The sequence below is a fragment of the Methanovulcanius yangii genome (genome assembly GCF_018687785.1).
In the GTDB taxonomy this organism is placed as follows: domain Archaea; phylum Halobacteriota; class Methanomicrobia; order Methanomicrobiales; family Methanomicrobiaceae; genus Methanovulcanius; species Methanovulcanius yangii.
Map to the genome: position 1 here is coordinate 1,141,683 of NZ_LTBL01000001.1, position 21,130 is coordinate 1,162,812.

General features: G+C 59.0%; 29 protein-coding genes and 1 tRNA gene. 13 read left to right on the forward strand and 17 right to left on the reverse strand.

Going from position 1 to position 21,130, the window contains the following annotated elements; all coding sequences use genetic code 11:
* Positions 1–4 precede the first annotated feature (4 nt).
* The 12 genes from AZH53_RS05740 to AZH53_RS05795 form a co-directional block, all read right to left on the reverse strand.
* Positions 5–367, reverse strand: a complete 363-nt coding sequence (locus AZH53_RS05740) for a prefoldin subunit beta (RefSeq protein ID WP_319642564.1) — start codon at positions 365–367, stop codon at positions 5–7.
* Entirely contained in the window at positions 364–597 is a 234-nt protein-coding gene (locus tag AZH53_RS05745; RefSeq protein ID WP_319642565.1) for a KEOPS complex subunit Pcc1, read from the reverse strand. Before AZH53_RS05745 ends, AZH53_RS05740 begins: the two co-directional genes overlap by 4 nt.
* Positions 590–1,000 carry a Brix domain-containing protein gene (locus AZH53_RS05750; protein WP_319642566.1) on the reverse strand — a complete coding sequence of 137 codons (411 nt, stop codon included), beginning with the start codon at positions 998–1,000 and terminating at the stop codon, positions 590–592. Before AZH53_RS05750 ends, AZH53_RS05745 begins: the two co-directional genes overlap by 8 nt.
* Complete coding sequence (locus tag AZH53_RS05755) at positions 997–1,128, reverse strand: DNA-directed RNA polymerase subunit P (protein WP_319642567.1); 132 nt, start codon at positions 1,126–1,128, stop codon at positions 997–999. Before AZH53_RS05755 ends, AZH53_RS05750 begins: the two co-directional genes overlap by 4 nt.
* 6 nt (positions 1,129–1,134) lie before the next feature.
* Positions 1,135–1,428 carry a 50S ribosomal protein L37ae gene (locus AZH53_RS05760; RefSeq protein WP_319642568.1) on the reverse strand — a complete coding sequence of 98 codons (294 nt, stop codon included), beginning with the start codon at positions 1,426–1,428 and terminating at the stop codon, positions 1,135–1,137.
* Positions 1,429–1,474: 46 nt separating this feature from the next.
* Positions 1,475–2,176: a ribosome assembly factor SBDS gene (locus tag AZH53_RS05765; RefSeq protein ID WP_319642569.1), complete on the reverse strand. Its 702-nt coding sequence runs from the start codon at positions 2,174–2,176 to the stop codon at positions 1,475–1,477.
* Positions 2,177–2,186: 10 nt separating this feature from the next.
* Positions 2,187–2,933, reverse strand: a complete 747-nt coding sequence (gene psmA / locus AZH53_RS05770) for an archaeal proteasome endopeptidase complex subunit alpha (protein WP_319642570.1) — start codon at positions 2,931–2,933, stop codon at positions 2,187–2,189.
* Entirely contained in the window at positions 2,902–3,417 is a 516-nt protein-coding gene (locus AZH53_RS05775) for an Rpp14/Pop5 family protein (protein WP_319642571.1), read from the reverse strand. Before AZH53_RS05775 ends, psmA begins: the two co-directional genes overlap by 32 nt.
* Positions 3,411–4,058 (reverse strand): RNase P subunit p30 family protein, encoded by a 648-nt coding sequence (locus AZH53_RS05780; RefSeq protein ID WP_319642572.1) that lies wholly within the window; start codon positions 4,056–4,058, stop codon positions 3,411–3,413. The genes AZH53_RS05775 and AZH53_RS05780 overlap by 7 nt, the downstream gene beginning before the upstream one ends.
* A gap of 97 nt (positions 4,059–4,155) precedes the next feature.
* Entirely contained in the window at positions 4,156–4,746 is a 591-nt protein-coding gene (locus tag AZH53_RS05785; protein ID WP_319642573.1) for a 50S ribosomal protein L15e, read from the reverse strand.
* Between the two features lie 131 nt (positions 4,747–4,877).
* Entirely contained in the window at positions 4,878–5,348 is a 471-nt protein-coding gene (gene moaC / locus AZH53_RS05790; RefSeq protein WP_319642574.1) for a cyclic pyranopterin monophosphate synthase MoaC, read from the reverse strand.
* A gap of 84 nt (positions 5,349–5,432) precedes the next feature.
* Positions 5,433–6,851: an NAD(P)H-hydrate dehydratase gene (locus AZH53_RS05795; RefSeq protein ID WP_319642575.1), complete on the reverse strand. Its 1,419-nt coding sequence runs from the start codon at positions 6,849–6,851 to the stop codon at positions 5,433–5,435.
* A gap of 118 nt (positions 6,852–6,969) precedes the next feature.
* Here AZH53_RS05795 and AZH53_RS05800 point away from each other — a divergent pair, with 118 nt between their 5' ends.
* The 8 genes from AZH53_RS05800 (at position 6,970) to pyrI (ending at position 13,340) form a co-directional block, all read left to right on the forward strand.
* Entirely contained in the window at positions 6,970–8,355 is a 1,386-nt protein-coding gene (locus AZH53_RS05800; protein ID WP_319642576.1) for a DHH family phosphoesterase, read from the forward strand.
* Positions 8,321–8,800 (forward strand): PUA domain-containing protein, encoded by a 480-nt coding sequence (locus AZH53_RS05805; protein ID WP_319642577.1) that lies wholly within the window; start codon positions 8,321–8,323, stop codon positions 8,798–8,800. Before AZH53_RS05800 ends, AZH53_RS05805 begins: the two co-directional genes overlap by 35 nt.
* 28 nt (positions 8,801–8,828) lie before the next feature.
* The gene (locus tag AZH53_RS05810) at positions 8,829–9,140 is read left to right on the forward strand and encodes a nascent polypeptide-associated complex protein (RefSeq protein ID WP_406600375.1); all 312 of its coding nucleotides are present in this window, start codon (positions 8,829–8,831) and stop codon (positions 9,138–9,140) included.
* Positions 9,137–9,865 (forward strand): methyltransferase domain-containing protein, encoded by a 729-nt coding sequence (locus AZH53_RS05815; RefSeq protein WP_319642579.1) that lies wholly within the window; start codon positions 9,137–9,139, stop codon positions 9,863–9,865. Before AZH53_RS05810 ends, AZH53_RS05815 begins: the two co-directional genes overlap by 4 nt.
* A gap of 265 nt (positions 9,866–10,130) precedes the next feature.
* A complete protein-coding gene (locus AZH53_RS05820) occupies positions 10,131–10,256 on the forward strand; it encodes a symporter small accessory protein (RefSeq protein WP_319642580.1) in 126 nt (41 codons plus the stop codon).
* The gene (locus AZH53_RS05825) at positions 10,228–11,823 is read left to right on the forward strand and encodes a sodium:solute symporter family protein (RefSeq protein WP_406600376.1); all 1,596 of its coding nucleotides are present in this window, start codon (positions 10,228–10,230) and stop codon (positions 11,821–11,823) included. Before AZH53_RS05820 ends, AZH53_RS05825 begins: the two co-directional genes overlap by 29 nt.
* A 153-nt stretch (positions 11,824–11,976) precedes the next feature.
* Complete coding sequence (gene pyrB / locus AZH53_RS05830) at positions 11,977–12,870, forward strand: aspartate carbamoyltransferase (protein WP_319642581.1); 894 nt, start codon at positions 11,977–11,979, stop codon at positions 12,868–12,870.
* A complete protein-coding gene (gene pyrI / locus AZH53_RS05835; protein ID WP_319642582.1) occupies positions 12,870–13,340 on the forward strand; it encodes an aspartate carbamoyltransferase regulatory subunit in 471 nt (156 codons plus the stop codon). The genes pyrB and pyrI overlap by 1 nt, the downstream gene beginning before the upstream one ends.
* Here pyrI and AZH53_RS05840 read toward each other — a convergent pair.
* Positions 13,333–13,791 (reverse strand): phosphopantetheine adenylyltransferase, encoded by a 459-nt coding sequence (locus AZH53_RS05840; protein ID WP_319642583.1) that lies wholly within the window; start codon positions 13,789–13,791, stop codon positions 13,333–13,335. The two genes, pyrI and AZH53_RS05840, sit on opposite strands and share 8 nt — an antisense overlap.
* A 30-nt stretch (positions 13,792–13,821) precedes the next feature.
* Here AZH53_RS05840 and AZH53_RS05845 point away from each other — a divergent pair, with 30 nt between their 5' ends.
* From AZH53_RS05845 to AZH53_RS05860, 4 genes are read left to right on the forward strand one after another with little or no spacing between them, the layout of a single operon-like run.
* On the forward strand, positions 13,822–14,313 hold the full coding sequence (locus AZH53_RS05845; RefSeq protein ID WP_319642584.1) for a gamma carbonic anhydrase family protein: 492 nt from the start codon (positions 13,822–13,824) through the stop codon (positions 14,311–14,313).
* Positions 14,306–15,580, forward strand: a complete 1,275-nt coding sequence (locus tag AZH53_RS05850; RefSeq protein WP_319642585.1) for a CoB--CoM heterodisulfide reductase iron-sulfur subunit A family protein — start codon at positions 14,306–14,308, stop codon at positions 15,578–15,580. Before AZH53_RS05845 ends, AZH53_RS05850 begins: the two co-directional genes overlap by 8 nt.
* A gap of 5 nt (positions 15,581–15,585) precedes the next feature.
* A complete protein-coding gene (mtnA, locus tag AZH53_RS05855; protein WP_319642586.1) occupies positions 15,586–16,593 on the forward strand; it encodes an S-methyl-5-thioribose-1-phosphate isomerase in 1,008 nt (335 codons plus the stop codon).
* A 32-nt stretch (positions 16,594–16,625) separates the two neighbouring features.
* Positions 16,626–17,330 (forward strand): DUF116 domain-containing protein, encoded by a 705-nt coding sequence (locus AZH53_RS05860; RefSeq protein ID WP_319642587.1) that lies wholly within the window; start codon positions 16,626–16,628, stop codon positions 17,328–17,330.
* Here the strand turns inward: AZH53_RS05860 and AZH53_RS05865 are convergent.
* The 3 genes from AZH53_RS05865 to AZH53_RS05875 form a co-directional block, all read right to left on the reverse strand.
* Positions 17,324–17,740 (reverse strand): bactofilin family protein, encoded by a 417-nt coding sequence (locus AZH53_RS05865; RefSeq protein WP_319642588.1) that lies wholly within the window; start codon positions 17,738–17,740, stop codon positions 17,324–17,326. The genes AZH53_RS05860 and AZH53_RS05865 overlap by 7 nt on opposite strands.
* Positions 17,741–17,802: 62 nt before the next feature.
* Complete coding sequence (locus AZH53_RS05870) at positions 17,803–18,645, reverse strand: geranylgeranylglycerol-phosphate geranylgeranyltransferase (RefSeq protein WP_319642589.1); 843 nt, start codon at positions 18,643–18,645, stop codon at positions 17,803–17,805.
* 53 nt (positions 18,646–18,698) lie between these two features.
* Positions 18,699–18,773: transfer RNA gene (locus AZH53_RS05875), tRNA-Arg, on the reverse strand.
* Positions 18,774–18,840: 67 nt separating this feature from the next.
* Here AZH53_RS05875 and AZH53_RS05880 point away from each other — a divergent pair.
* Positions 18,841–19,950 carry a tRNA (guanine(10)-N(2))-dimethyltransferase gene (locus AZH53_RS05880; protein ID WP_319642590.1) on the forward strand — a complete coding sequence of 370 codons (1,110 nt, stop codon included), beginning with the start codon at positions 18,841–18,843 and terminating at the stop codon, positions 19,948–19,950.
* A 25-nt stretch (positions 19,951–19,975) separates the two neighbouring features.
* Here AZH53_RS05880 and AZH53_RS05885 read toward each other — a convergent pair whose 3' ends face one another.
* Positions 19,976–21,088, reverse strand: a complete 1,113-nt coding sequence (locus AZH53_RS05885; RefSeq protein WP_319642591.1) for an OBG GTPase family GTP-binding protein — start codon at positions 21,086–21,088, stop codon at positions 19,976–19,978.
* Positions 21,089–21,130 lie beyond the last annotated feature (42 nt).

The following is a 21,130-nucleotide window of genomic DNA, read 5'->3' on the forward strand; positions in this document are numbered from 1 at the left end:
GAATTTACTGGGCCTCAGGTGCACGGCCGCCCTCGAGGGCCGCCTTCACCTGTGCCTGAAGCTGTTCGAGCTTTGCCTGAAGGGCCTTCTCCTGGCGTTCAAGCGATTTGATCCGAAGCTCGAATGTATCGATCTTCTCGGTGATGTCCGAGGCGACCTTGTCACGGTTCTGCTGCATCATCACGCTCCCTATGGTCACGTAGACAGTTGCATCCTCAGCAATATCATTCAGTTCTTCCTGCGCCTTCTTTGCCTCTTTTCCCATCAATTCGTACTGCATTTTCTGCTGCATAATCGTGGAGAGCTGCTGCTGCACCTGCTGCAGCATTGCAATCTGGTTCTGGACTTTGGGTGGTATCGAATTCATGTAAATATTACCTCCTGCATCTCTTCTGCAATCATCACCAGTCGAAGATACGTATTCAGGGCTGCCCGCAGGGCAGGCACATCTTCCCCGGAAACGCTCAGGGTCAGACCGCCGTCCACGTCGCACGTGAGGAGAGCCCGTGAGCGCCCGATATCCTCCAGTTCGGGAAGAACTGCCTGATATACAAGATGCGGACGGTCCGGCATGAACCTGAATACTGCTTCATGCACCTGCACATTTGACGTTTCTGAGGACATACTGCCTCCCCTGGGGGCCGTGAAACGAAACAACGTCTCCGCCGGTTTCGGTAAGAGTAACATCAAGATATTTTATCAGTGCATTATAAACCGTTTGGTTGCCCGTCTGAATCCCCCGGGAGAGCGGCCCTTCACGCCGTTTCACTTCAAATGACGGAAACTTCAGCGCAGCCACATTCTCGCCGGATGCATAGACGTCAACGATGATGTCCCCAGCCTCGCGGTACACGACAAGAACGCATGTATCTTCTTCAAGGACAACGCCAAGGCCTGCCTTTCCCCGCGGCTTGTAGGACGCCTCCAGAGTAAATGCAAGGTCTTTAGAAAAGGTTCGCAATTCGGGAACAGGTTTCCGCGACGTGGTAACCAGTGTCATCTGGCCTTCAGGTGCTTGATTCCTGCTCCGCGTTCCTTAAAAAGTATACGGTGCCCGCAATAGGGACAGCGGACATTCACGTCGATCTCGACTTTCTGCTTGCACCGTGCACATTTATATCCTGCCAAGGACCGTCACGACTCCTTTACAAGAGAACGCTCAATGGTGCGCAGTGCGACCTTGAGGTTCGGGGTCTGCGGCACGTAGGCACCGCCTGCAAATTTAAATCCGCATTTGCGGCATTCCCATATTCCGGTACCCTGGCGCGAGACTGCCTGCGTATCACAGCGCGGACAGACATGCTTTGCGCGGGATACCTTCTCAACCTCGTTGACACGCTTTCTGATGAATCGGCCGTAGCGGGGACCAAACCTGCCGGCACTCCCGGTGATACGGCCTTTCGCTCTCTGTCTTCCTTTCTTTGCCATATGAAATACCCCTGATGTGTCTGTATATATTTACTCTTAACCTTTATTAATCCTGATCCAGGATCTTCACTTCCGCGTCTCCCTTCGAGACACGATTGATGAGACTGTAAAACTCATCCTGTATCCCCGCAGGGATGCGGACGACGCATATCCACGACCCGTCGTTCTGCCACTGGTCACGTTCGATGGTCGTGGCGGCGGCAATCTCGCCATATGCCTTCGCAGCGTAATCGCCGGGGATTTTTACCGCGAATTTCATCTCGGCAAATTTGATGGGGAGTATCGGCCGAAGCGCCTTGACGACGTCTTTTACCTGCTCCTCAAAGTTGCGGAACGGGTCGACATTGACCCGCGCTTCCTCCATTGCCATCTCGATACGCTGTGGCGGGTGGGGAAGTTTTGTCTGCGGGTTGATGGCGTTGCGCGCAATGAACGTGACGACCTTGCGCCGCCGGGCCTCGATCATCGCCTTGCGCTGTTCCGCCGTCAGATGGATTTCACCCTTTTTGACTATACGGAGCGCAATTGGTTCGAATTCCGTTGTTTCGAAGACTTTTTTGAGCGACTCTTCGGATGCCTTCTCCGCCTTCGAAGAGTTCTCAAATATGAACAGTGCCGCTACGGCATCCTCGATCTGGATCTCTTCGCCCTGGCGGATCAGGGCAGCCATATCGGGGTCCACAAGTATCTCAAACCGTTCCCCGTGACTGTCCAGCCTGGCAACCACTGCCTGGTCAAGAGGGATCAATGCGCATCACCTACTCGGACTGATCCGGTGTCGCGGCCTCGAACTTCGTCGTGTATTCACTGACCTCGTCCTTCGTCATCTTCCTGAAAATGCCGGTCTCGTTCGGGATCGCACCGATCTCGACAGTATCAACATCGAACTTGCCCTCCGTCGCCGCATGGAGCGCACGGAGACCAAGGAGAATGCCGTCGGCCATTCCCATCGCCTCGTCATACTCCTCGTCGAAGACCTTCATGACGGCCGGCCGGCCGGTCCCGATGCCCGTGGCCTTGTACTCGAGGAGCGTGCCCGACGGGTCCGTCTCGAAGAGTCGTGGCACGCCTTCGCTCACGCCAGCGATGAGAAGAGCGGTGCCGTACGGACGGGCGCCGCCGAACTGGGTGTAGGTCTGCATATGATCGCAGAGTTTCTTTGCAAGCGTCTCGATGTCGATCGACTCGTTGTAGGTGACCCGGTTGATCTGCGACTCCACCCGCGCCCGGTCGACAAGCGAACGGGCGTCCCCGACGAGTCCGGAGGACGCGACGGCGATGTGCTCGTCGATCATGAAAATTTTCTCGATCGACGACTGCTCGAGAAGACGTGAACTGACACGTTTGTCGACGATGAGGACAACCCCGTCGCTGCACTTGATTCCTACTGCGGTTGTTCCCCGCTTGACTGCCTCACGGGCATACTCCACCTGGTAGAGCCTGCCATCAGGGCTGAAAACCGTAATCGCCCTGTCATATCCCATCTGTGCCTGCATTGGTTGCATTGTATTCCTCCAAGTCTTCCTGAGTAACGTATAGTGATACCTGTTTTTTAATACCGTCCTTTACTAAATCAACCTTTTGACCTGATTGACTCAATATGCGGTAGGATTCTCCCTTCATGTCCACCATCCTCCCGTCCTCCTCAGGCGCAGGAACGGGAACCTCCCTGCGAAGGGCCCGGAGCGTCCCCGAGGTTCGCACCGGATGGATGGCGGCGCGGGATCCGTTCACCGATGTGACGGCGGCAAGGGCAGCCTCCAGGGCATCCTCATGCCCGCGTGCACACCGGATGATGACCCGGCCGGCGACTGCCTCGATGACCGCCGGCTGCATCGCCGAGGTCACAACATCACCCCACATCCACGTGGATGCATCGATGATCGCATAATAGACCTCGCGAGGGTCCGGGACGAATGAAGCCGGAACGATCTGTGCTGCGATGTACCGCCAGTTCGTCCGCATCGTTGGCGGCCTGGGTTTTACCATTCGATCACCTCGACAGGTTTTGGCCTGTCCACGACGGTACGGACCCCCCCGAGGGCTGCCGCCGCCTCGGCATCATCCAGCCCGATGACCGAGAGCAGATGGATAGCAGCCCGCACGGACCGCACACCAAGGAGGGAATGCGCACCCGAGGAGACCGTAAGGGGAAATTCGTACTTCCGGGACAGGCGCGCAACATCCGAGAGGCGCTCCATCGCACGCTGACGGCGCACCCCTTTCAGGCAGGTCATGACCGTAAGATCGATATCCACTGCCACACCCCGGTCCGCCGCCGATCGTGCCGCAACATGGTCGAAGGCACTCCGGTGAACGGCATGCACTCCCTTGAGGACATGCACTCCCGGGTAGGTAAGCACGGCCCGGTTGAACGACATATCGCCGGCACAGACCATGACAACATCCGATGCCCCGCGATCCTCGCGAACTGCCCGGATGACTTCCTTCATCGACGCGCCGGGGATAATCGTTCCCCGGAGAAAGCTGACGCCCTCATATTCGCATCTCTCTGCGATGCCGGTCGCAACGGCACTGTCATAGCCGAGGCTCCTGAGTTCGAGGGCAAACCTTCGAAGAGAGGTATCGCCGGCCGGGTACGGGTGGACTGTTGCGTCAGTAGAAAACATTCATCACCAGACTCCTGCGGCAGGTGCTTTCATGGCTCTCTTTGGGGCCGGGAATCGCCGCCGCTTCCCGGCGGTTGCTGGAAAAATGTAAAGGGGATTATTTCCCCTTGTTGGCGTTGGAACGGATCGAGGGACGGGTGTGCTCGGTACCCTTCCCGCGCTTGCGCATGCCGCGCCCCTTCCTGCCTGCGCTGGTGCGACCGCGTTCTGCACGGCCGCGCTGTTTCGGATCTGCCATCCATCCGAGGTGGCGATCGTTCTTGATCGCCGGGTGGTGGCCGTCCACGAGGATGACCTCATAATACTTCGAGCGGCCGTCTTCGCCGACCCAGTATGAGTTGAGGACTTCCATATTCACGAACTTGCGTGATGCGCGCTCCTCTGCAATCCGCTGGATGCTCTTACCGGCGGTAATGCGGCTCATGCCCATCCGGTTGGTCCGGCGACCGCGAATGTAGCGTGACTTCCGGCGACCGCCACGGCGCACCTTCACACGTGCAACGACGATGCCCTGCTTTGCACGGTAGCCGAGTGTGCGTGCCCGGTCGATACGGGTCGGGCGCTCAACACGCACGACACTGCCTTCCCGGCGCCACTGCTGCATTCTGTTCCAGAGAAGTGCTTTCACTTCGGTTTCGTCAGGCTTCTTCCATGCCTCACGAACATAACTGTACATTGATTTTGACATTGGTTGATTCACCATGAAGGTTCAGCCCACGTAACGGGGGCCACATCCCTTTGTTCCAGTGGACATTCATCCAGTGGTTCGTATATTTTTGCCGTGAGAGTATAAAAAAGCAGGGGGGCCGGGATGCCCCTTCAAAATCCTTTGCGCTTCTCGGTCACGATGATTCCCTCGATACGTGTCGAGGGATACTGCCCGTTCTCATCCTTCTCCGCCGATTTGACCATGTCCCAGATCGTCAGAAGAGTGACGGAAACCCCGGTCAGGGCTTCCATCTCGATGCCAGTCTTTCCGTACGTCCTGACCGTAACGCTCGCCTCGATGAACCCGTCGCCGTGAGTGAAGTCCACATCCACACCGCCGACCGGCAACGGATGGCACATGGGGATGAGCGCAGGGGTGCTCTTGACGGCCATCACCCCCGCCACCCGTGCGGTTGCAAGGACGTTGCCCTTGACGGCCTCCCCCTCGCGAATCGCCTGCAGCGTCTCCTCCTTCAGGTAGATTCTCCCCTGTGCCGTTGCCTCGCGGTGGACATCCGGCTTCGCCGTCACGTCGACCATGTACACCCTGTCATCCTTGATATGTGAAAATTCAGGATCCATTCTCTTTCTCCTCCCGTATCGATGCAGGCTCCACCTGCATCCGGACTCCTTCTATATTCATCCCGGGGCACTAAAGCAATATCCTCACCTGTCGTAGAGCACCCCGGGCAGGGTGCGAAGGAGGTCCGTTGCGGCAAGGCCGTCGCCCTCTCCGGCGCATGCCTCGCCCGCCAGACCACAGGCATGGGCCCCGATACAGGCGGCATCGAAGGCATCCAGCCGGCAGAAGAGTGCCCCTACCAGCCCGGCAAGTATATCCCCCGTGCCCCCGACGGTCATCGCAGGGGTCCCCGTCCGGTTGAACCGGACCCGCTCACCGTCCGAGACGATGTCCGTCGGACCTTTTGCAAGGACGACGCCCGGTCCCGCTTCGCGGCGAACCGCCCTCGCCCGCTCCATGATATCGTTCGTAAGATGCGTCCCGAACATACGGGCAAACTCCCCTGCATGCGGCGTATAAATACATTCTACCGCCGCCGGCAGTGGCCGGCGGAGGGCATCGGCATCGAAGACCGCCTTTTTGCAGGCCGGGGCAAGCGACGCCACCACGTCATGGCTGTTTTTCCCCAGACCGCAGCCGACAACCACCACATCGGCCTCCCGGGCAAGACCCGCCAGCCGGGAGAGATGCTCCGGGCCGATGATGCCCCCCTCGAGCTGTTCGACGATCAAATCGGGACAGGGGAGAAGATGCGGGGTTGCGATGCGGACGATGTCGGCTCCCCCGCGCAGTGCCGCCATCCCGGCAAGATACGGTGCCCCCTGATACGGGCCGCCCCCGATGATGAGCACTTCACCGCCGGCACCCTTGTGAGCGTCCGCATCCTTTCGCAGGACGAGGGAGAGATCCCCCGGACCCGTGCAGCACTCCGCCTCGATGGGAATGCCGATATCGATGACCGCCGCCCCTTCACTCTTTGCCCGGTGAAAGGCGCATATCCGGTCCGGGACGATCCCCGCTGTCGGAACGTCGGCGGCGAGGACGGGGGCGGGACTCCGGTTTGCCATCATCACCGCCGTGGCATACGGTTCACGCAGCGGCCCCGACGACCCGGTCCCGAGCATCGCATCGATGATAACATCCGCCTCCTCGAAGAGTTCGCTGCAGGCGGGAAGGTTCTCAGCACACGGGACATCAATGACCGGCACCCCGCAGGATGCAAGGACGGAAAGGTTCCGATCCCCCTCGGCGGTGGCCATCGCGATCCCGGCATTTTGGCCGGCACCGGCCCCTCCCCGAGCTCCCATCACCAGGACCGTGACCTCGCACTCACGGTGCAGGTGGCGTGCGGCAACGCAGCCGTCGCCGCCGTTGTTCCCTCTCCCGCAGAGCACCAGGACACGGTCCGGCCCATAGTACCGGGCCACCCCTGCGAGCCCCGCACCGGCATTCTCCATCAGCTGGAGGGATGACACCCCGAGTGCCATTGCGTTTGCATCGACCGCACGCATCCGGCCGGCAGATATGACGCCCGTCTCACAGAATTCCTGCAGCCCTCTCATCCTCACCTTCTCACTCCTGTATTCTGATTCTTTCCTGCCCCTTCATTAACATTCAGGTATCACGGCCCGCGCCTTCATCAGGAGGGAGAACCCATCTTTTGTGCAAGGAACGGTGCCAATGGGTCTGGAAGATGATATACGAATAGTGGCCGACCGCATCCGTGACGCCGAATCGGTGACGGTCATATCCCATATCGATGCCGACGGCATCACCAGCGAAGCCGTCATGATGCAGGCGGCAAGAAGCCAGGGCATTCCCGCACAGAGTGTCTTCGTTCGCCAGCTGGAACCCATGACGATGAAATACGTCCCGGAGGATGACAGCCTCAAGGTCTTCGTCGACCTCGGCGCAGGGCAGCAGGACCTCATGGACGAGCGGGGACTGGAGGTGGAGGAGGTCGCAATCATCGACCACCACGTCCCCCAGAACACTGACACCCCCTATATCCAGGCCAATGCGCAACAGCACGGACTCGGGTACTTCTCCGCGGCCGGAATGGCCTATCTTGTCGCGCGGGAGATGGACGCGGGCAATCCCTCTCTCGGGATGCTCGCAAAGCTTGCCGTCATCGGAAATGTCGGCGACATGATGGCCCGGGAACACTGCGGCCTCGTCGGCCCCGCCCGCAGCATCGCCGAAGACGGTGTGACATTCGGCACCGTCGAGATACGAGCCCGTGAACTGAATTGTTACGGCATCTCGACGCGCCCGGTGAAGGTCTGCCTCTCGTACAGCGATGATCCGTTCATCCCCGGCATCTCGAACAACGAAAAGAAAGCAGAGGAGTTTCTTGAGAAGATAGGTATCCGACAGAGAACCCCGTCGGGGAGCTGGAGAGTGTGGGAGGAGTACTCCGTTGAGGAGAAAGGCATCGTGATGAATGCCCTCGTCGAACAGATGCTTGCCACCGGCGAGGACCCGTCCCGCCTCTTTGGCGAGCATTACATCTTTCCCGAGGAGACGCCGGGAACTCCCCTCCGGAACGCCTCCGAGTACGCGACGATGCTCAACGCCTGTGGCAGGTGGGCCGAGCCCCGTATCGGCAGCGCCATCTGCCTCGGCGACCGCGGCCCGATGCTCCAGGACGGGGAACGCATGCTGCGCCATCACCGGACCATCATCCGCGAGATGATGGAGTACATCCTCGATACCGGGACGACCATCCTCTCCCACACCCAGTTCATCCACACCGGCGACAGGTTCCCCGACACAATCGTGGGCATAGGCGCCGGGATGGCACTCTCCAAACTGGACTGGGAGAAACCCATCATGGTTCTCAGTTACCTCCACGACGACCCCGACCTTGTCAAGGTCTCCATGCGCACCAACGAACGGATGGTTCAGCGGGGCGTCGATCTTCAGGCGGCACTGACCCTGGCCTCCGAGGAAGTCGGCGGCGGGGGCGGAGGGCATAAGATAGCTGCGGGAGCATATATACCCACGAGTGCTGAAAAGGAGTTTGCCCATCGTGTCAACAGAATCATTGCAGGCCAGTTCACTTAGACGGGCCCGGACCATCGCCGACTATCAGTTCGGCAGCGGTGCCGGGGAGGCGTTGTTTCCGGAGAATGCGGAGTTCCAGTACTCCACGACGAAGCGGATACGGTATATCCTCCTCGACGGCACCCGCCTTGCCACCGTACGGGCATCGGACGGGAGGCTTACCCTCTCCATCGAAGGGGCTGAACGCCTGTGGACGTTTCTTCCCCCTCCGGCGTACCGCGTCACCGTACAGGAGGACGTCGCCCCCTTCGTCGGCAAGGGAAAAAACGCGATGGCAAAACACGTCCTCTCTGCGGATGAAGGCATCCTTGCAGGGGATGAGGTTCTCGTTGTTTTACCGGACGATACCCTGATTGCGACCGGGAGCGCCGTTCTCTGCGGAAGTGAGATGATGGCATTTAATTACGGAGTAGCAGTACAGGTACGTTCAGGAAGGTTAGTCTGACATGATGCCAGGAATGAATCCCAAAAAGATGAAACAGATGATGAAGCAGCTCGGCATGAAGATGGAGAACATCGAGGGCGTCGAGCGGGTCATTGTACAGACGAGCGAAGGCAACTATATCTTCGAACCGGCCGAGGTCGTTGTCACAACGATGCAGGGAACAACCACCTACCAGCTTCAGGGCGAACCGCGCTTTGAGCCGAAGGAGATCGAAATCCCCGATGAGGACGTCATGCTTGTCGCCGAACAGGCACAGGTCTCACCGGACGAGGCACGTGCAGCCCTCATAGAATCAAACGGCGAGATTGCCGATGCAATCATCAGACTGACCGGTGCATGATACACAACCAGGACAGGGTCATCCTCATCCATGAGGGCAAGGAATACTATGTGACGGCCGGGGCGGGCAAGCTCAGTACCGACAAGGGGATGATCGACCTTTCGCTCCTGCCGGGCATGGAAGGAGGGGAGATCATCCCCTCGCACCTGGGAACACCCTTTCTCATCAGGGTACCACGACCCACCGACTTCTTCTGCCACGCCCGGCGGACCGGCGCCCCGATGATGCCCAAGGACATCGGTATGGTCTGCGCATTGACCGGGATGAACCGCCGCGACCGGGTCCTCGACGCAGGGACCGGGTCGGGTGTTGCCGCGATCTTCTTCGGAGGGATTGCTGAGCATGTGACAACCTATGAAGTCCGCGAGGACTTTGCCGAGCGGTGCAGGAAGAATATTGCCGATGCGGGGCTGGAGAACGTCGAGGTGATAACAGGGGATGTCCTGACGGCAGAGGGAGCGTACGATGTCGTCCACTTCGACCTCCACATCACGGCGGATCATGTCCGATACGCCCACCGCCTGCTCACCCCCGGGGGGTACCTTGCCTGCTACACCCCCTTCCTCGAACAGACCTTCACCGTCATCGACACCGCACGGGACCTCTTCTCCGAAGTGGTCTGTCATGAGCTCCTTGCACGGGAACTGACCAGAAGCGAACGCGGGACCCGCCCCTCCACACGGGTGGGCCATACCGGATATATCACGATCGCACGGAAGAACTAGGGGGCGGTGCATCCCCACGGCCGGTTTCCCGGAGGCAACCACCCGGTTTTCCGGATTTTTTCCTTCAGTCCGGGTCTGGAAACGTATATATACATACAATCCCAGTGAGTATCAGGTACTTTGGATATGACAGGAAAAGGCACAGTATTCATCAGGGACTCATCCCGCCTTTTCACCGTTTTTGCCTTCTTCTTTAGTTAGGGAGCCGACCCTTCCCGCCGGTTCCCCTGTAACGTCACATCACCAAAGACCGTGAGGTTTTTCCATGCTCGGAATTTCTGACCCACAGATCTGGATAGGATACGGTCTGGCCATCGGCTGGACCGTCGCGTGTATAGCCTACGGCATTCTCATGTGGAACCGTGAAGGGGCTGATGACCATGGCCGTTGACACCCTGACTCTTGCAGCCCTCACCATCATCTACCTGATTGCCGTCATCGGACTCGGTTACATGGGCTACCGCCACACAAAGGAGCACGAGGACTTTCTGGTCGCCGGACGACGGATTCACCCGCTGGTCCTCGCCCTCTCCTACGGGGCCACCTTCATCAGCACCTCCGCCATCATCGGTTTCGGCGGCATCTCCGCCCAGCTGGGCATGGGACTCGTCTGGCTGACCGTCCTGTGTATTGGCGTGGGAGTCTTCATCGCCTTTGTGATATACGGGAGAAAGACCCGTGAGATCGGGCATCGCACCGGCGCGGTCACATTCCCTGACCTGATGGGCCGTATCTATCACTCGCAATTCATGCGGTACGCCTGTGCATTGGTCATCATCGTCGGAATGCCCCTCTATACAGCGGCGATCCTCATCGGCGGCGCGAGGTTCATCGAGTCTACGCTTGCCGTGCCGTATGACCTGGCACTCATCGGGTTTGCCGTCATCGTCGCCGCCTATGTGATCCTCGGCGGCCTTATCGCCGTCATGTATACCGATGCACTGCAGGGAGCGATCATGTTCGTCGGCATGACCCTCCTCCTCGTCCTCACCTACATCTACCTCGGCGGCGTCGTCGAGGCGCATACCGCACTCGAAGCGCTCGCCCCCATGGTTCCCGACGGACTTGCGGCCGCCGGCCATAACGGCTGGACGGCGATGCCGGACTTCCTCTCGCCGCTCTGGCTGGTGATGGTAACGACACTCGTCCTCGGCGTGGGGATCGGCGTCCTCGCCCAGCCCCAGCTTGCGGTGCGGTTCATGACCGTCCGGGACAACCGGGCGCTGAATCGTGCCGTCCTCGTCGGAGGGATATTCGTTCTGATGATGACCGGCGTCGCCTTCACGGTCGGGCCGCTCACGAATGTCTGGTTCGTGCAGACGACAGGGCTGACCGCCGTTGATGCCGCAGGCGGCAATGTGGACTCGGTCATCCCGCTCTACATCAATGCGGCGATGCCCGACGCCTTCATCATCATCTTCATGCTCGCCCTCCTCGCCGCGGCGATGTCGACCCTCAGCTCGCTCTACCACACGATGGGGTCGGCCATCGGCTACGACATGGTCGGCACCTACCTGAACGCCACCCCGTCCATGCGGACCATCCAGGCGGGCACCGTGGCCATGATTCTCGTCAGCACAGCCATCGCCTACCTCCTCCCGGGGAGCATCATCGCACGGGCGACCGCGATGTTCATGGGCCTCTGCGCGGCAGCCTTCCTCCCGGCATTCACCCACGGACTCTATAGCAGACGGCCCTCGGCATTTGCAGCGAAGGTAAGTCTTATCGCAGGCGCCGGAGCCTGGTTCCTGTGGACCGCGTTCGTGCACCTGAAGGAGTCCGCGCCGCTCGGCATCTCGAAACTCCTTTTTGGAACTGACGCCCTGCTGGGCATGCCGTGGCAGGTCGTCGACCCGCTGGTCATCGCACTGCCGTTCTCGGCGGTGGCGCTCGGGGCGGCGGTTCTCTATGAACATACGACGACGGACATCCATTCGACGGAAGAGATCGGGGACTGACACTCCCCCTTTTTTTAAGGTCCCGGGATACTACTATTACGTCCGGTTGCGAAGTACTCTGCATGACGTATCCTGCCGGCGGATGTGGTCTTAACGGGTCCCGTGCCGCAGGATTTTTTTTCCGGGACATCGTTCATATGCGGAGGAGTGCGGATGTACCATATCATATCGATTAAGGATTTTGAACGTGGGGAGATCGATGAGCTCCTCGACAAGGCACAGGCGATTGACGAAGCGTCCGGCCCGTTTTCCACCCTGAACGGCAAACAGGTGGCACTCCTCTTCTTTGAGCCGAGTACCCGAACCCGGATGTCCTTTGCCTCTGCGGTGGCGAGGCTGGGAGGAACGACTCTCTGTGTCGACAGCGTGGAAGGAAGTTCCATCTCGAAGGGTGAGACCCTCGCCGATACCGTCCGGGTGGTCAGCAGTTATGTGGACGCCATCGTCCTTCGCCACCCGAAGGAGGGCGCCGCCCGTCTCGCGGCCGAGTTCGCCTCGGTCCCGGTCATCAATGCAGGTGACGGCGCGGGGCAGCACCCCTCGCAGACGCTGCTCGACCTCTATACCATCCGTCAGTCGATGCCGCTTGAGGGAATCGACGTCGGACTCCTCGGTGACCTGCGATACGGGCGCACCACCCATTCGCTCGCCTATGCCCTCTCCAATTATGACCTGACCATCCACACCATCGCCCCCAAGTCCCTCGAACTGCCAACCCCCCTCATCGGCGAACTTCTGGACCGGGGATGCGAGGTCGTCGAGCACGAGGACATCACGGACATAATAACAGAACTCGATGTCCTCTATGCGACGAGAATCCAGCGGGAGAGGTTCCCGGATGCGGCATCCTACTACGAAGTGGCCGAAAGCTACCGTATTACCCCGGAACTGCTGGAAGAGAGGAAAGAGAACATGATTATCCTCCACCCCCTCCCGCGGGCAGGAGAGATCGACCCCCGGGTCGACGCCCTTCCCTGTGCAAAGTACTTCGAACAGGCACAAAACGGGGTCCCGGTCAGGATGGCCATGTTAAAGGAGGTGATCTAATGCAGGAGGAACCGAAGGGCCTCCTGATCCGGCCGATACGGGACGGCACGGTCATCGACCACATCACCCACGGCGAGGCGCTGGTCGTACTAAGGATACTCGGAATTACGGGGTCGACGGATGAACGGTTGTCCATTGCCACCAATGTCGAGACCAGGATTCGGGGCACAGGGGGCCTGAAGGACATCGTCAAGGTCAGCAACCGGGAACTCTCAAAGGAAGAAGTGGACAGGATCGCGCTCATTGCTCCCAATGCCACAATCAATATCATCCGGGATTACAACGTGGTCGAAAAGATTGGGGTCGAGATCCCCCGGCATCTCAGAGGCATCATCAGGTGCACCAACCTGGGGTGCATCAGCAATGCCAACGAACCCATCGAGAGCGCTTTCGAGGTGACCGCAAACGGCCTGCGATGCCTCTACTGTGATACGGTGATCAATTCGGACTTTGCCCAGCACATCATCTGATCACCCGGCCGTGGTCATCGATCTCCCCCCGGTGAATACGGGTGCTGGAGATCCACCGCCCGTCTTCGGCAAGGACACAGGTGATCTGATAAATATCCACTTTTTTTCGGCCTTTCTCTTTTCGCAGGCGGTTGATCTCGAGGCCCACGGGATAGGTCTCTTCGCTGACGACGAGTGCATCAAAATCGCTGTTCAGGGTGGACCCGAATTTATCTTCAAGGGGCTCGATCTCCCATGATGCGGAAAATTCCGACGCCCGGATGAATGACTCCAGTGCGCGCCTTCTCTCTGCAAACGGCATGATTGGATGGGTTTTGGACCCGGCAAAGGCATCCGTGGAGAGTCCTATGACCACATGCCCGGCATCACCCGCAAGTTCGAACGAGCGGGCGATCAGCTTCTTGTGGCCGTCATGGAGCGGGCTGAATGTGCCCCCCACCATAATATTCATTGGAAATTGAGGTTAAACGTTGTACCTATTATGAATAGCGATACTCCCGCCGGAATCTCAGCATTTGTCGCGGATAATGCAACGGTGACCGGCGATGTTTCCATCGCCCCGGACGTCAGCATCTGGTACGGTGCCGTCATCAGGGCTGACAGGAACTCCATCACCATCGGGAGGGGAAGCAATATCCAGGACAACGCGGTGGTCCACAATACTCTGACCTCCCCCGTCGTTATCGGAGAAGACGTCTCCATTGGTCATGGCGCGATTGTGCACGGGGCAACGATCGGGAGCCGCGTGCTCATCGGCATGGGTGCGATTGTGATGAATAATGCCGTCATCGGCGATGATTCGATCATCGCTGCCGGAGCCGTGGTAACGGAGGGGAAGGAGATCCCTCCCCGTTCCCTCGTCATGGGAGTTCCCGGAAAGGTCGTCCGCGAGGTCAGCGACGAACAGGCAGCAGGTATCGTGGAGAATGCGAGGGTCTATGTCGGCCTCGGGAGGGAGACGTTCCATGGCTGAGGTCGCGGTCATCGGCGGTGGTGTGGCCGGCATCCAGGCGGCACTCGATGTCGCCAACCACGGAGTCAGGGTACACCTCATAGAACGCCAGCCCACCATCGGCGGGCACATGGCGCAACTCGACAAGACCTTCCCCACCAACGACTGTTCGATGTGCATTCTCTCGCCGAAGATGGTCGATGTCGCCCGAAATCCGAATATCATTCTCCACACCCTCTCGGAAGTGACGGGAATCGAGGGTGAGGTCGGGGATTTTACCATTACCGTCCTCCGCCACCCGCGCTTTGTGGATGAGGATGAGTGCAACGGTTGCGGAGACTGCATTGAGGTCTGTCCGGTCGAAGTCTATAACGAATTCGATGCCGGTATCGGCGTGCGAAAGGCCATCTACAAGCCGCACCCCCAGATTGTTCCCGACGTGACCATCCGTGATGCGGACCACTGCATCGACTGCGGCCTCTGCTATGATGTCTGCGGCAAGGATGCCGTCCTCCGTGAGGAGAAAGAGAAGGAGTTCACCCTTCACGTCGCAAGCGTCATCATTGCCACCGGCTTTACAACCTTCGACCCCCAGATCAAGGGCCAGTACGGCTATCTGCGATACCCGGACGTCATCACCAGTCTCGAGTTCGAACGGATGATCAATGCAAGCGGACCTACCGGGGGCAAACTCAGGAAGATATCGGACGGGACCGCCCCGGAGAGCATCCTCTTCATCCAGTGCGTCGGATCGCGTGACATGACGATCAAGCATGGCTACTGCTCCGGCGTCTGCTGCATGTATGCGATAAAAAACGCCATCCTCATCAAGGAGAAGAATCCGTCAATCGAGGTCACCATCTGTTACATGGATATCCGTGCCTACGGGAAGGGCTACGAGGAATATTATGAACGCGCCAAGGATGCGGGCATCCGGTTCCTCCGCGGCATCCCCGGCGAGATCATCCGTACGAAGACCGGGATGGAAGTCCCTGTCGAGGATACGGAAACCGCCGAGTACGAGGTACTCACCCCCGACATCGTTGTCCTCTCCGTCGGAATGGAGCCTGCCACGGGAGCAAAGGAGATTGCCGAAAAGTTCGGAATTCCCGTGGATGACAATGACTTCTTCCAGCCGGAAGACCTGAAGCTCGCCCCGGTGAACACCATCAAACCTGGAATATACATCGCTGGCGCGGCAGTCGCCCCCAAGGACATCCCGGATAGCGTCACACAGGGCGAGGCCGCGGCCATGCGGGCATTCAGGGATGCCATCCGCGCCGGGTGAGAGTGATGAAGCCCGCCACCGACCGGACGATCACATGGGACGAGGAGGCAGGATGCCTCCGGTTTATCGAGCAGACCCTCCTGCCGGAACGGTACGAGATTGTCAGGACCACGGAGGTCGAACGGCTTGCCACAGCCATCCGCCGTCTGGAGGTTCGCGGGGCCCCGGCCCTCGGGGTGGCTGGGGCCTACGGTGTCGCCCTCTCCGCACGTTCACACGCCGGCACAGGATACGATGAGTTCATGGAGAGTGTCCGCCGTGATGCGGCGATGCTCAATGCCACCCGTCCGACCGCGGTCAATCTGGGATGGGGCATCGACAGGGTTCTCGGCGCTCTTTCCGGGGAGGAGACACCGGAGGCAGCGGCGCGGCGGGCACTCGAAGAGGCCCGTGCCATAGAGGAAGAGGATGTCCGCCTCTGCCATGCCATCGGCGACCACGGGGCGGCACTTCTTCCGGACCGCTGCACGGTTCTGACGCACTGCAACGCCGGGGCGCTGGCATGCGTCGAATGGGGCACGGCCCTCGGCGTGGTCCGCTCGGCCGTGGCGATGGGCAAGGAGATAAAAGTGATCTCCTGCGAAACCCGCCCCCTGAATCAGGGATCGCGCCTCACCGCCTTCGAACTGGCCCGCGACGGTATCGGGGTGGAGACGATCACTGACAGTACCGCAGCGTACCTGATGCGAAAGAAGGTCATTGACACGGTCATAGTAGGCGCCGACCGCATCACGCGGGACGCTGTCTTCAACAAGATCGGGACCTACATGCACGCAGTCTGTGCATGCCACCATGACATCCCTTTTTACGTAGCAGCACCGTATTCTACGTTGGACCTGCAGCGCTCGGAGGACGATATCACCGTTGAAGAACGCGCCCGCGAAGAGCTTGCAGAATGCGGCGGCAGGAAGCTGATGCCGGATGGCGTTCGGGCCCGCAACTATGCCTTTGATGCCACCCCGCTCGACCTCGTGACCGCCATCATAACAGAACAGGGCGCAGGAAAACCCTGAAAACACGGATATAATTCACCCACCACCCATTCATGTCGATCGAACATCTTCCCACCCCTGCCATCCCCGGAACCGGATTCTGGGACCAGCTGATATTCACCATAGGTGAGGTCACCCTCATCATACTCGCCTTCTTTATCATCATCCCGGTCGTGGTTCTTGCGATATCCTTTCTCTCCATCCATCACCGCAAATTCTACTTCCCCCGCCTCCTGAAGGCGGGCCTCACCCTGACGGAAGGGACCGTCAAGGCTCTCTGCAAACTCTTCGGACTTGACGACAAGGAGCTGACGGCCTTTTTCATCCATCTGCACAATACCCTCTCCACCACGGCATTTTCCGCGATACCGGTGGAAAGACGGGCAATATTCGTCCCCCAGTGCCTGAGAAATTCCCAGTGCCCGGCAAACCTGACCCCTGAAGGACTGGTTTGCAAGAGGTGTGGGAGATGCGAGGTGGGCGAGAATATCGACATTTTGGAATCCTATGGCTACAAGGTCTGGATCGCCCCTGGTTCCACCCTCATCAAACGCATGGTGAAGAAATACCAGCCGGAGGCCCTCATCGGAGTGGGCTGTCTGATGGAGGTCAAGGAAGGCATCGAGATGGCAGACAAACTCGGGATCGTTGCAATGGGCGTTCTGACCATGAAAGACGGGTGTGTCGAGACGATCGTCAACTGGCCGGACGTCTATGATGTCGCCTGTCTCGGCATTGAAAAAAAGAGTTCTCAGTGACCGTTTCCGAGCACTTTCACATTTCTTCCGGTCAGCCGACCGGACTGGATCTTTCCCACGACATAAATGGTCTCGTCGCTTGAGACTTCTCCCACCTTGACACCGGGGCGAAGGGTAATATCTCCTCCGGCACGCACCGTTGCAACCTTTGCATCATCGCAGAGGACGACATCCTCGATGACATCGAGTGTTCCCTTGATTCGCACCTTGTTTCCGATAACCGCCCGCTCGCAGGTTACGTCCCCTCCCACGGTGGACATGGGCCCCAGCTCAAGTGTCCCGTTCACATCAAGACGCCCCCAGATGTGGGTCTCGGGCGGGACGATGAAATTTCCCGGAACCTTGACATTTCCGTCGAAATATGAGCCGCGTGGTGCGATGAACGAATCTCCCTGACGGTAAATTTTCATTGTTTATTTCTCATTTTTCAAAGAATAATAAAGGTATTCACTTACCCCTGCCAGGCACCCCTTCAGAGAAGAAGTGCGGATGCGATAAGGATGGCAAGAGCAAGAAACATGCCGTTTTTCAGAATACCTGTTGCATTCGATGCACGCACGCACGAAGGGTCGCTGCACCGGAGGGAGAGGGCCGCACCGGCAAGAATGATGACGTCTGCGACGGTGATCGCTCCGACATACACCGCCCCCCACCAGGGAAATATCGGGAGATAACTCACGATAACAGCGCAGAGCGCGAGAAGAAAGGCCAGGGCTGCGGCGTTTCGGACCCCGGTGATCATCGGAAGGGTATGGGCGCCCCCTATCCGGTCCCCCTCGATATCCTCCGCATCCTTGAGGATTTCGCGCGAGGTCATGCACAGGAAGGTGATACCTGCAACGGGAATATTGAGAAGAAGCCCCTCCACGCCCGCATACGCACCGCCGAACAGGAAGATGCTCCCCGAAAAATAGGCAACGGCGAGGTTGCCGGCAAGAGGCAGCCGTTTGAGATTTCGGGCGTAGAGCACAAGGACGAGGGAATTGAGAACGGCGATTCCGAGACAGGCAGGCGACGCCAGCGTCGCGAGAAGCACGCCCCCCACGAAGAGGAGGAGGCTGTACCTGAAGGCTCCTTCGGGGGTGACCTCCCCACGGGGAATGGGCCGGTCCGGCCGGTTGACTGCATCGATGTCCCGGTCATAATAATCATTCACCGCATTGCCGGCGCCCGTAATGAGGAACACCACGGGGACGAGGAGCAGGGACATCGGCGGGATGGTTCCCGTTGCCACGATGACGCCCAAGAGCGAGGCGATGCCCGCCATCACTGCATTGACGGGGCGAAGAATCCGGATATACCACGGGAGAGCCATTGATTATGCATCAGGTATGCTGCTGACCCGAGAAGAAGATTTTCAAAAGAAGACGGGCTTGAGGGGATTTGAACCCCTGATCATTAACTTAGGAGGCTAACGCCTTATCCAGGCTAGGCCACAAGCCCACAATGCTGCCATTACTATTGTGCATCAGAAGCTATAAGATTACCTGAATCGCACATTCTGAGAGCGATGGGACTTGTTGAAGTAAGAGAGGGTACAACGCATTTTTTTGTCCCCGAACAGGATGCCGATAGCTCCTTTCCCCCCGGAACCGGAGCAGTATTTTATAATCGCCGGATGGAACTGAACCGCGACGCCACCGTTCTCTTCCTCCGGCACACCGATGTGAGCTCCTATCTCGATGCCATGGGGGCATCCGGAGCCAGGGGTCTCAGGGTAGCCAACGAATGCGGCATCCCGGTTACCATCAACGACTATAATCCCGACGCGGTCGACCTGATCGAACGCAATGCCACTGGATTTACGGAAGAAGACATCACCGTCACCCAGGCCGACTGCAGGGTGCTGATGGGAGGGCGCAGGTTTGATGCAATCGACCTCGATCCCTTCGGAACACCGGCTCCCTTCGTCGATGGCGCGGCCACCAGCGCAAAACGCTACCTCTTTGTGACGGCCACCGACACCGCACCCCTCTGCGGCGCACACCTGAAGGCCGGGATGCGGCGGTACGGGGCACGTCCTCTCAACACAGAGTATCACAGCGAAGTGGGGCTCCGTGTGCTCCTCGGATTTGTCGCCCGCGAAGTGGTCAAATACGACCGGGGCATCGAACCCCTCTTCTGTTTTGCCCGGGAGCACTTTGTCCGCCTTCACCTCCGCGTGACGAGGGGCGCAGGGAGGGCCGACAAGACCGTCGCCCGCATCGGCTACATCCACCAGTGTCCGGCCTGCCCTGAGCGGCTGGAAGAGCCGGGCATCGTTGCCGGGTGCCACATCTGTCCGCGGTGCGGAAAGCGTATGACCCCCACCGGACCCCTCTGGCTGGGGCAGGTCAATGACCGGGACCTCATTCATACGATGGCGGCTGGGCTTCCCTCCGTCCCGCTGGGCACATCCGGCGCCATCGAACGGCTCCTCGCCATCCTCGGGGAGGAACTCGACACCTCCACCTTCTACAACTATCACCGGCTTGCAAAATTGTGGCACACCTCGCCCCGGGGCATGGACGACGTGCTCGCCTGCCTGAAGGAGGGAGGGTACGAGGCATCGCGGACCCACTATGACGGGAGGGGACTCAAGACGACGGCACCTCTCGATGTCCTGCGGGAATGCATCTGATTGATACTGTAGTATTAAAGGAATTTCAGGGTTTTGTGACGACTGTCAGAATATCCCCGTCGTCGAGTTCATGGGGCAGGCCGACCCGCTGCGCATCGTGCTTGACCGACGTTCCCCAGACCTTCGCGTACCTGAACTTCTCCACGAAGTCACGGTGCAATTTGTTGCAGACGTCCTCCACGGTGGCGGGTTTTCGGATAATGAGCGGTTCTTCGAGGTCGGCCGCTTCACCCACCGGTTTCATGTAAATGCGGATGAAGCCAAGGTGATCGAAGATCGCATCCTTCAACAGTTCGATGTTGTAGCCGCTTGCCGCCGAGAGCATGATGGGAGGCCGCCCGAACCGGTCGCTCACGTCCCTGACAATCTCCTCTCTTGTCTCCTGGTCGACAAGGTCGACCTTGTTGATGGCAAAGAATGCCGGAGTATACACCCGGTTGCTCATCATCGCATCGATGAAATCATCCTGGGTCACGTGGCCGCGGACGAGCACATCTGCATTGACACACTTGTTCTCAGCGAGGATGGCACGGATCTCCTCGAGGTCGAGGCCAGCGTCCCCCACCGTATTGAACCGGATACCGCCGCTTGATTTCTTTTTTATTGTGATATCGGGTTTCTGATGGTTAATCCGTATTCCTGCGTCATAGAGTTCGCGGATGAGGACATCGATGTGCTTTTCGTTGTAGACGTCTCCCAAAAGGAGAATGAGATCCGCACCCCGGACGACCGAGATCACTTCCTTGCCGCGCCCCTTGCCCATCGCAGCACCGGCGATCAGCCCGGGGATATCAAGGATCTGAATATTGGCCCCTTTGTGCTCCATCGAGCCGGGAACCACAGTCAGCGTGGTGAAGGCATATGCCGCAGCTTCGCTCCGGGTCCCGGTCAGACAGTTGAGAAGCGTCGACTTCCCCACCGACGGGAACCCGACAAGGACGACCGTTCCGTCCCCGGATTTCTTGACAGAATATCCCTCTCCACCACCGCTGGAGGCCATGGCCCGGCTGACCGCCTCGTCCTTCAGCCGGGCGAGTTTTGCCTTGAGTTTCCCGATATGCCCTGAGGTCGCCTTATTATATTTGGTAGTGCGGATTTCTTCTTCAAGATCCCGAATCTCTTCTTCAACTGAGGCCATTTTTGTTGGTACAAGTGGGATTTCGAGATACTTATTGGTAGT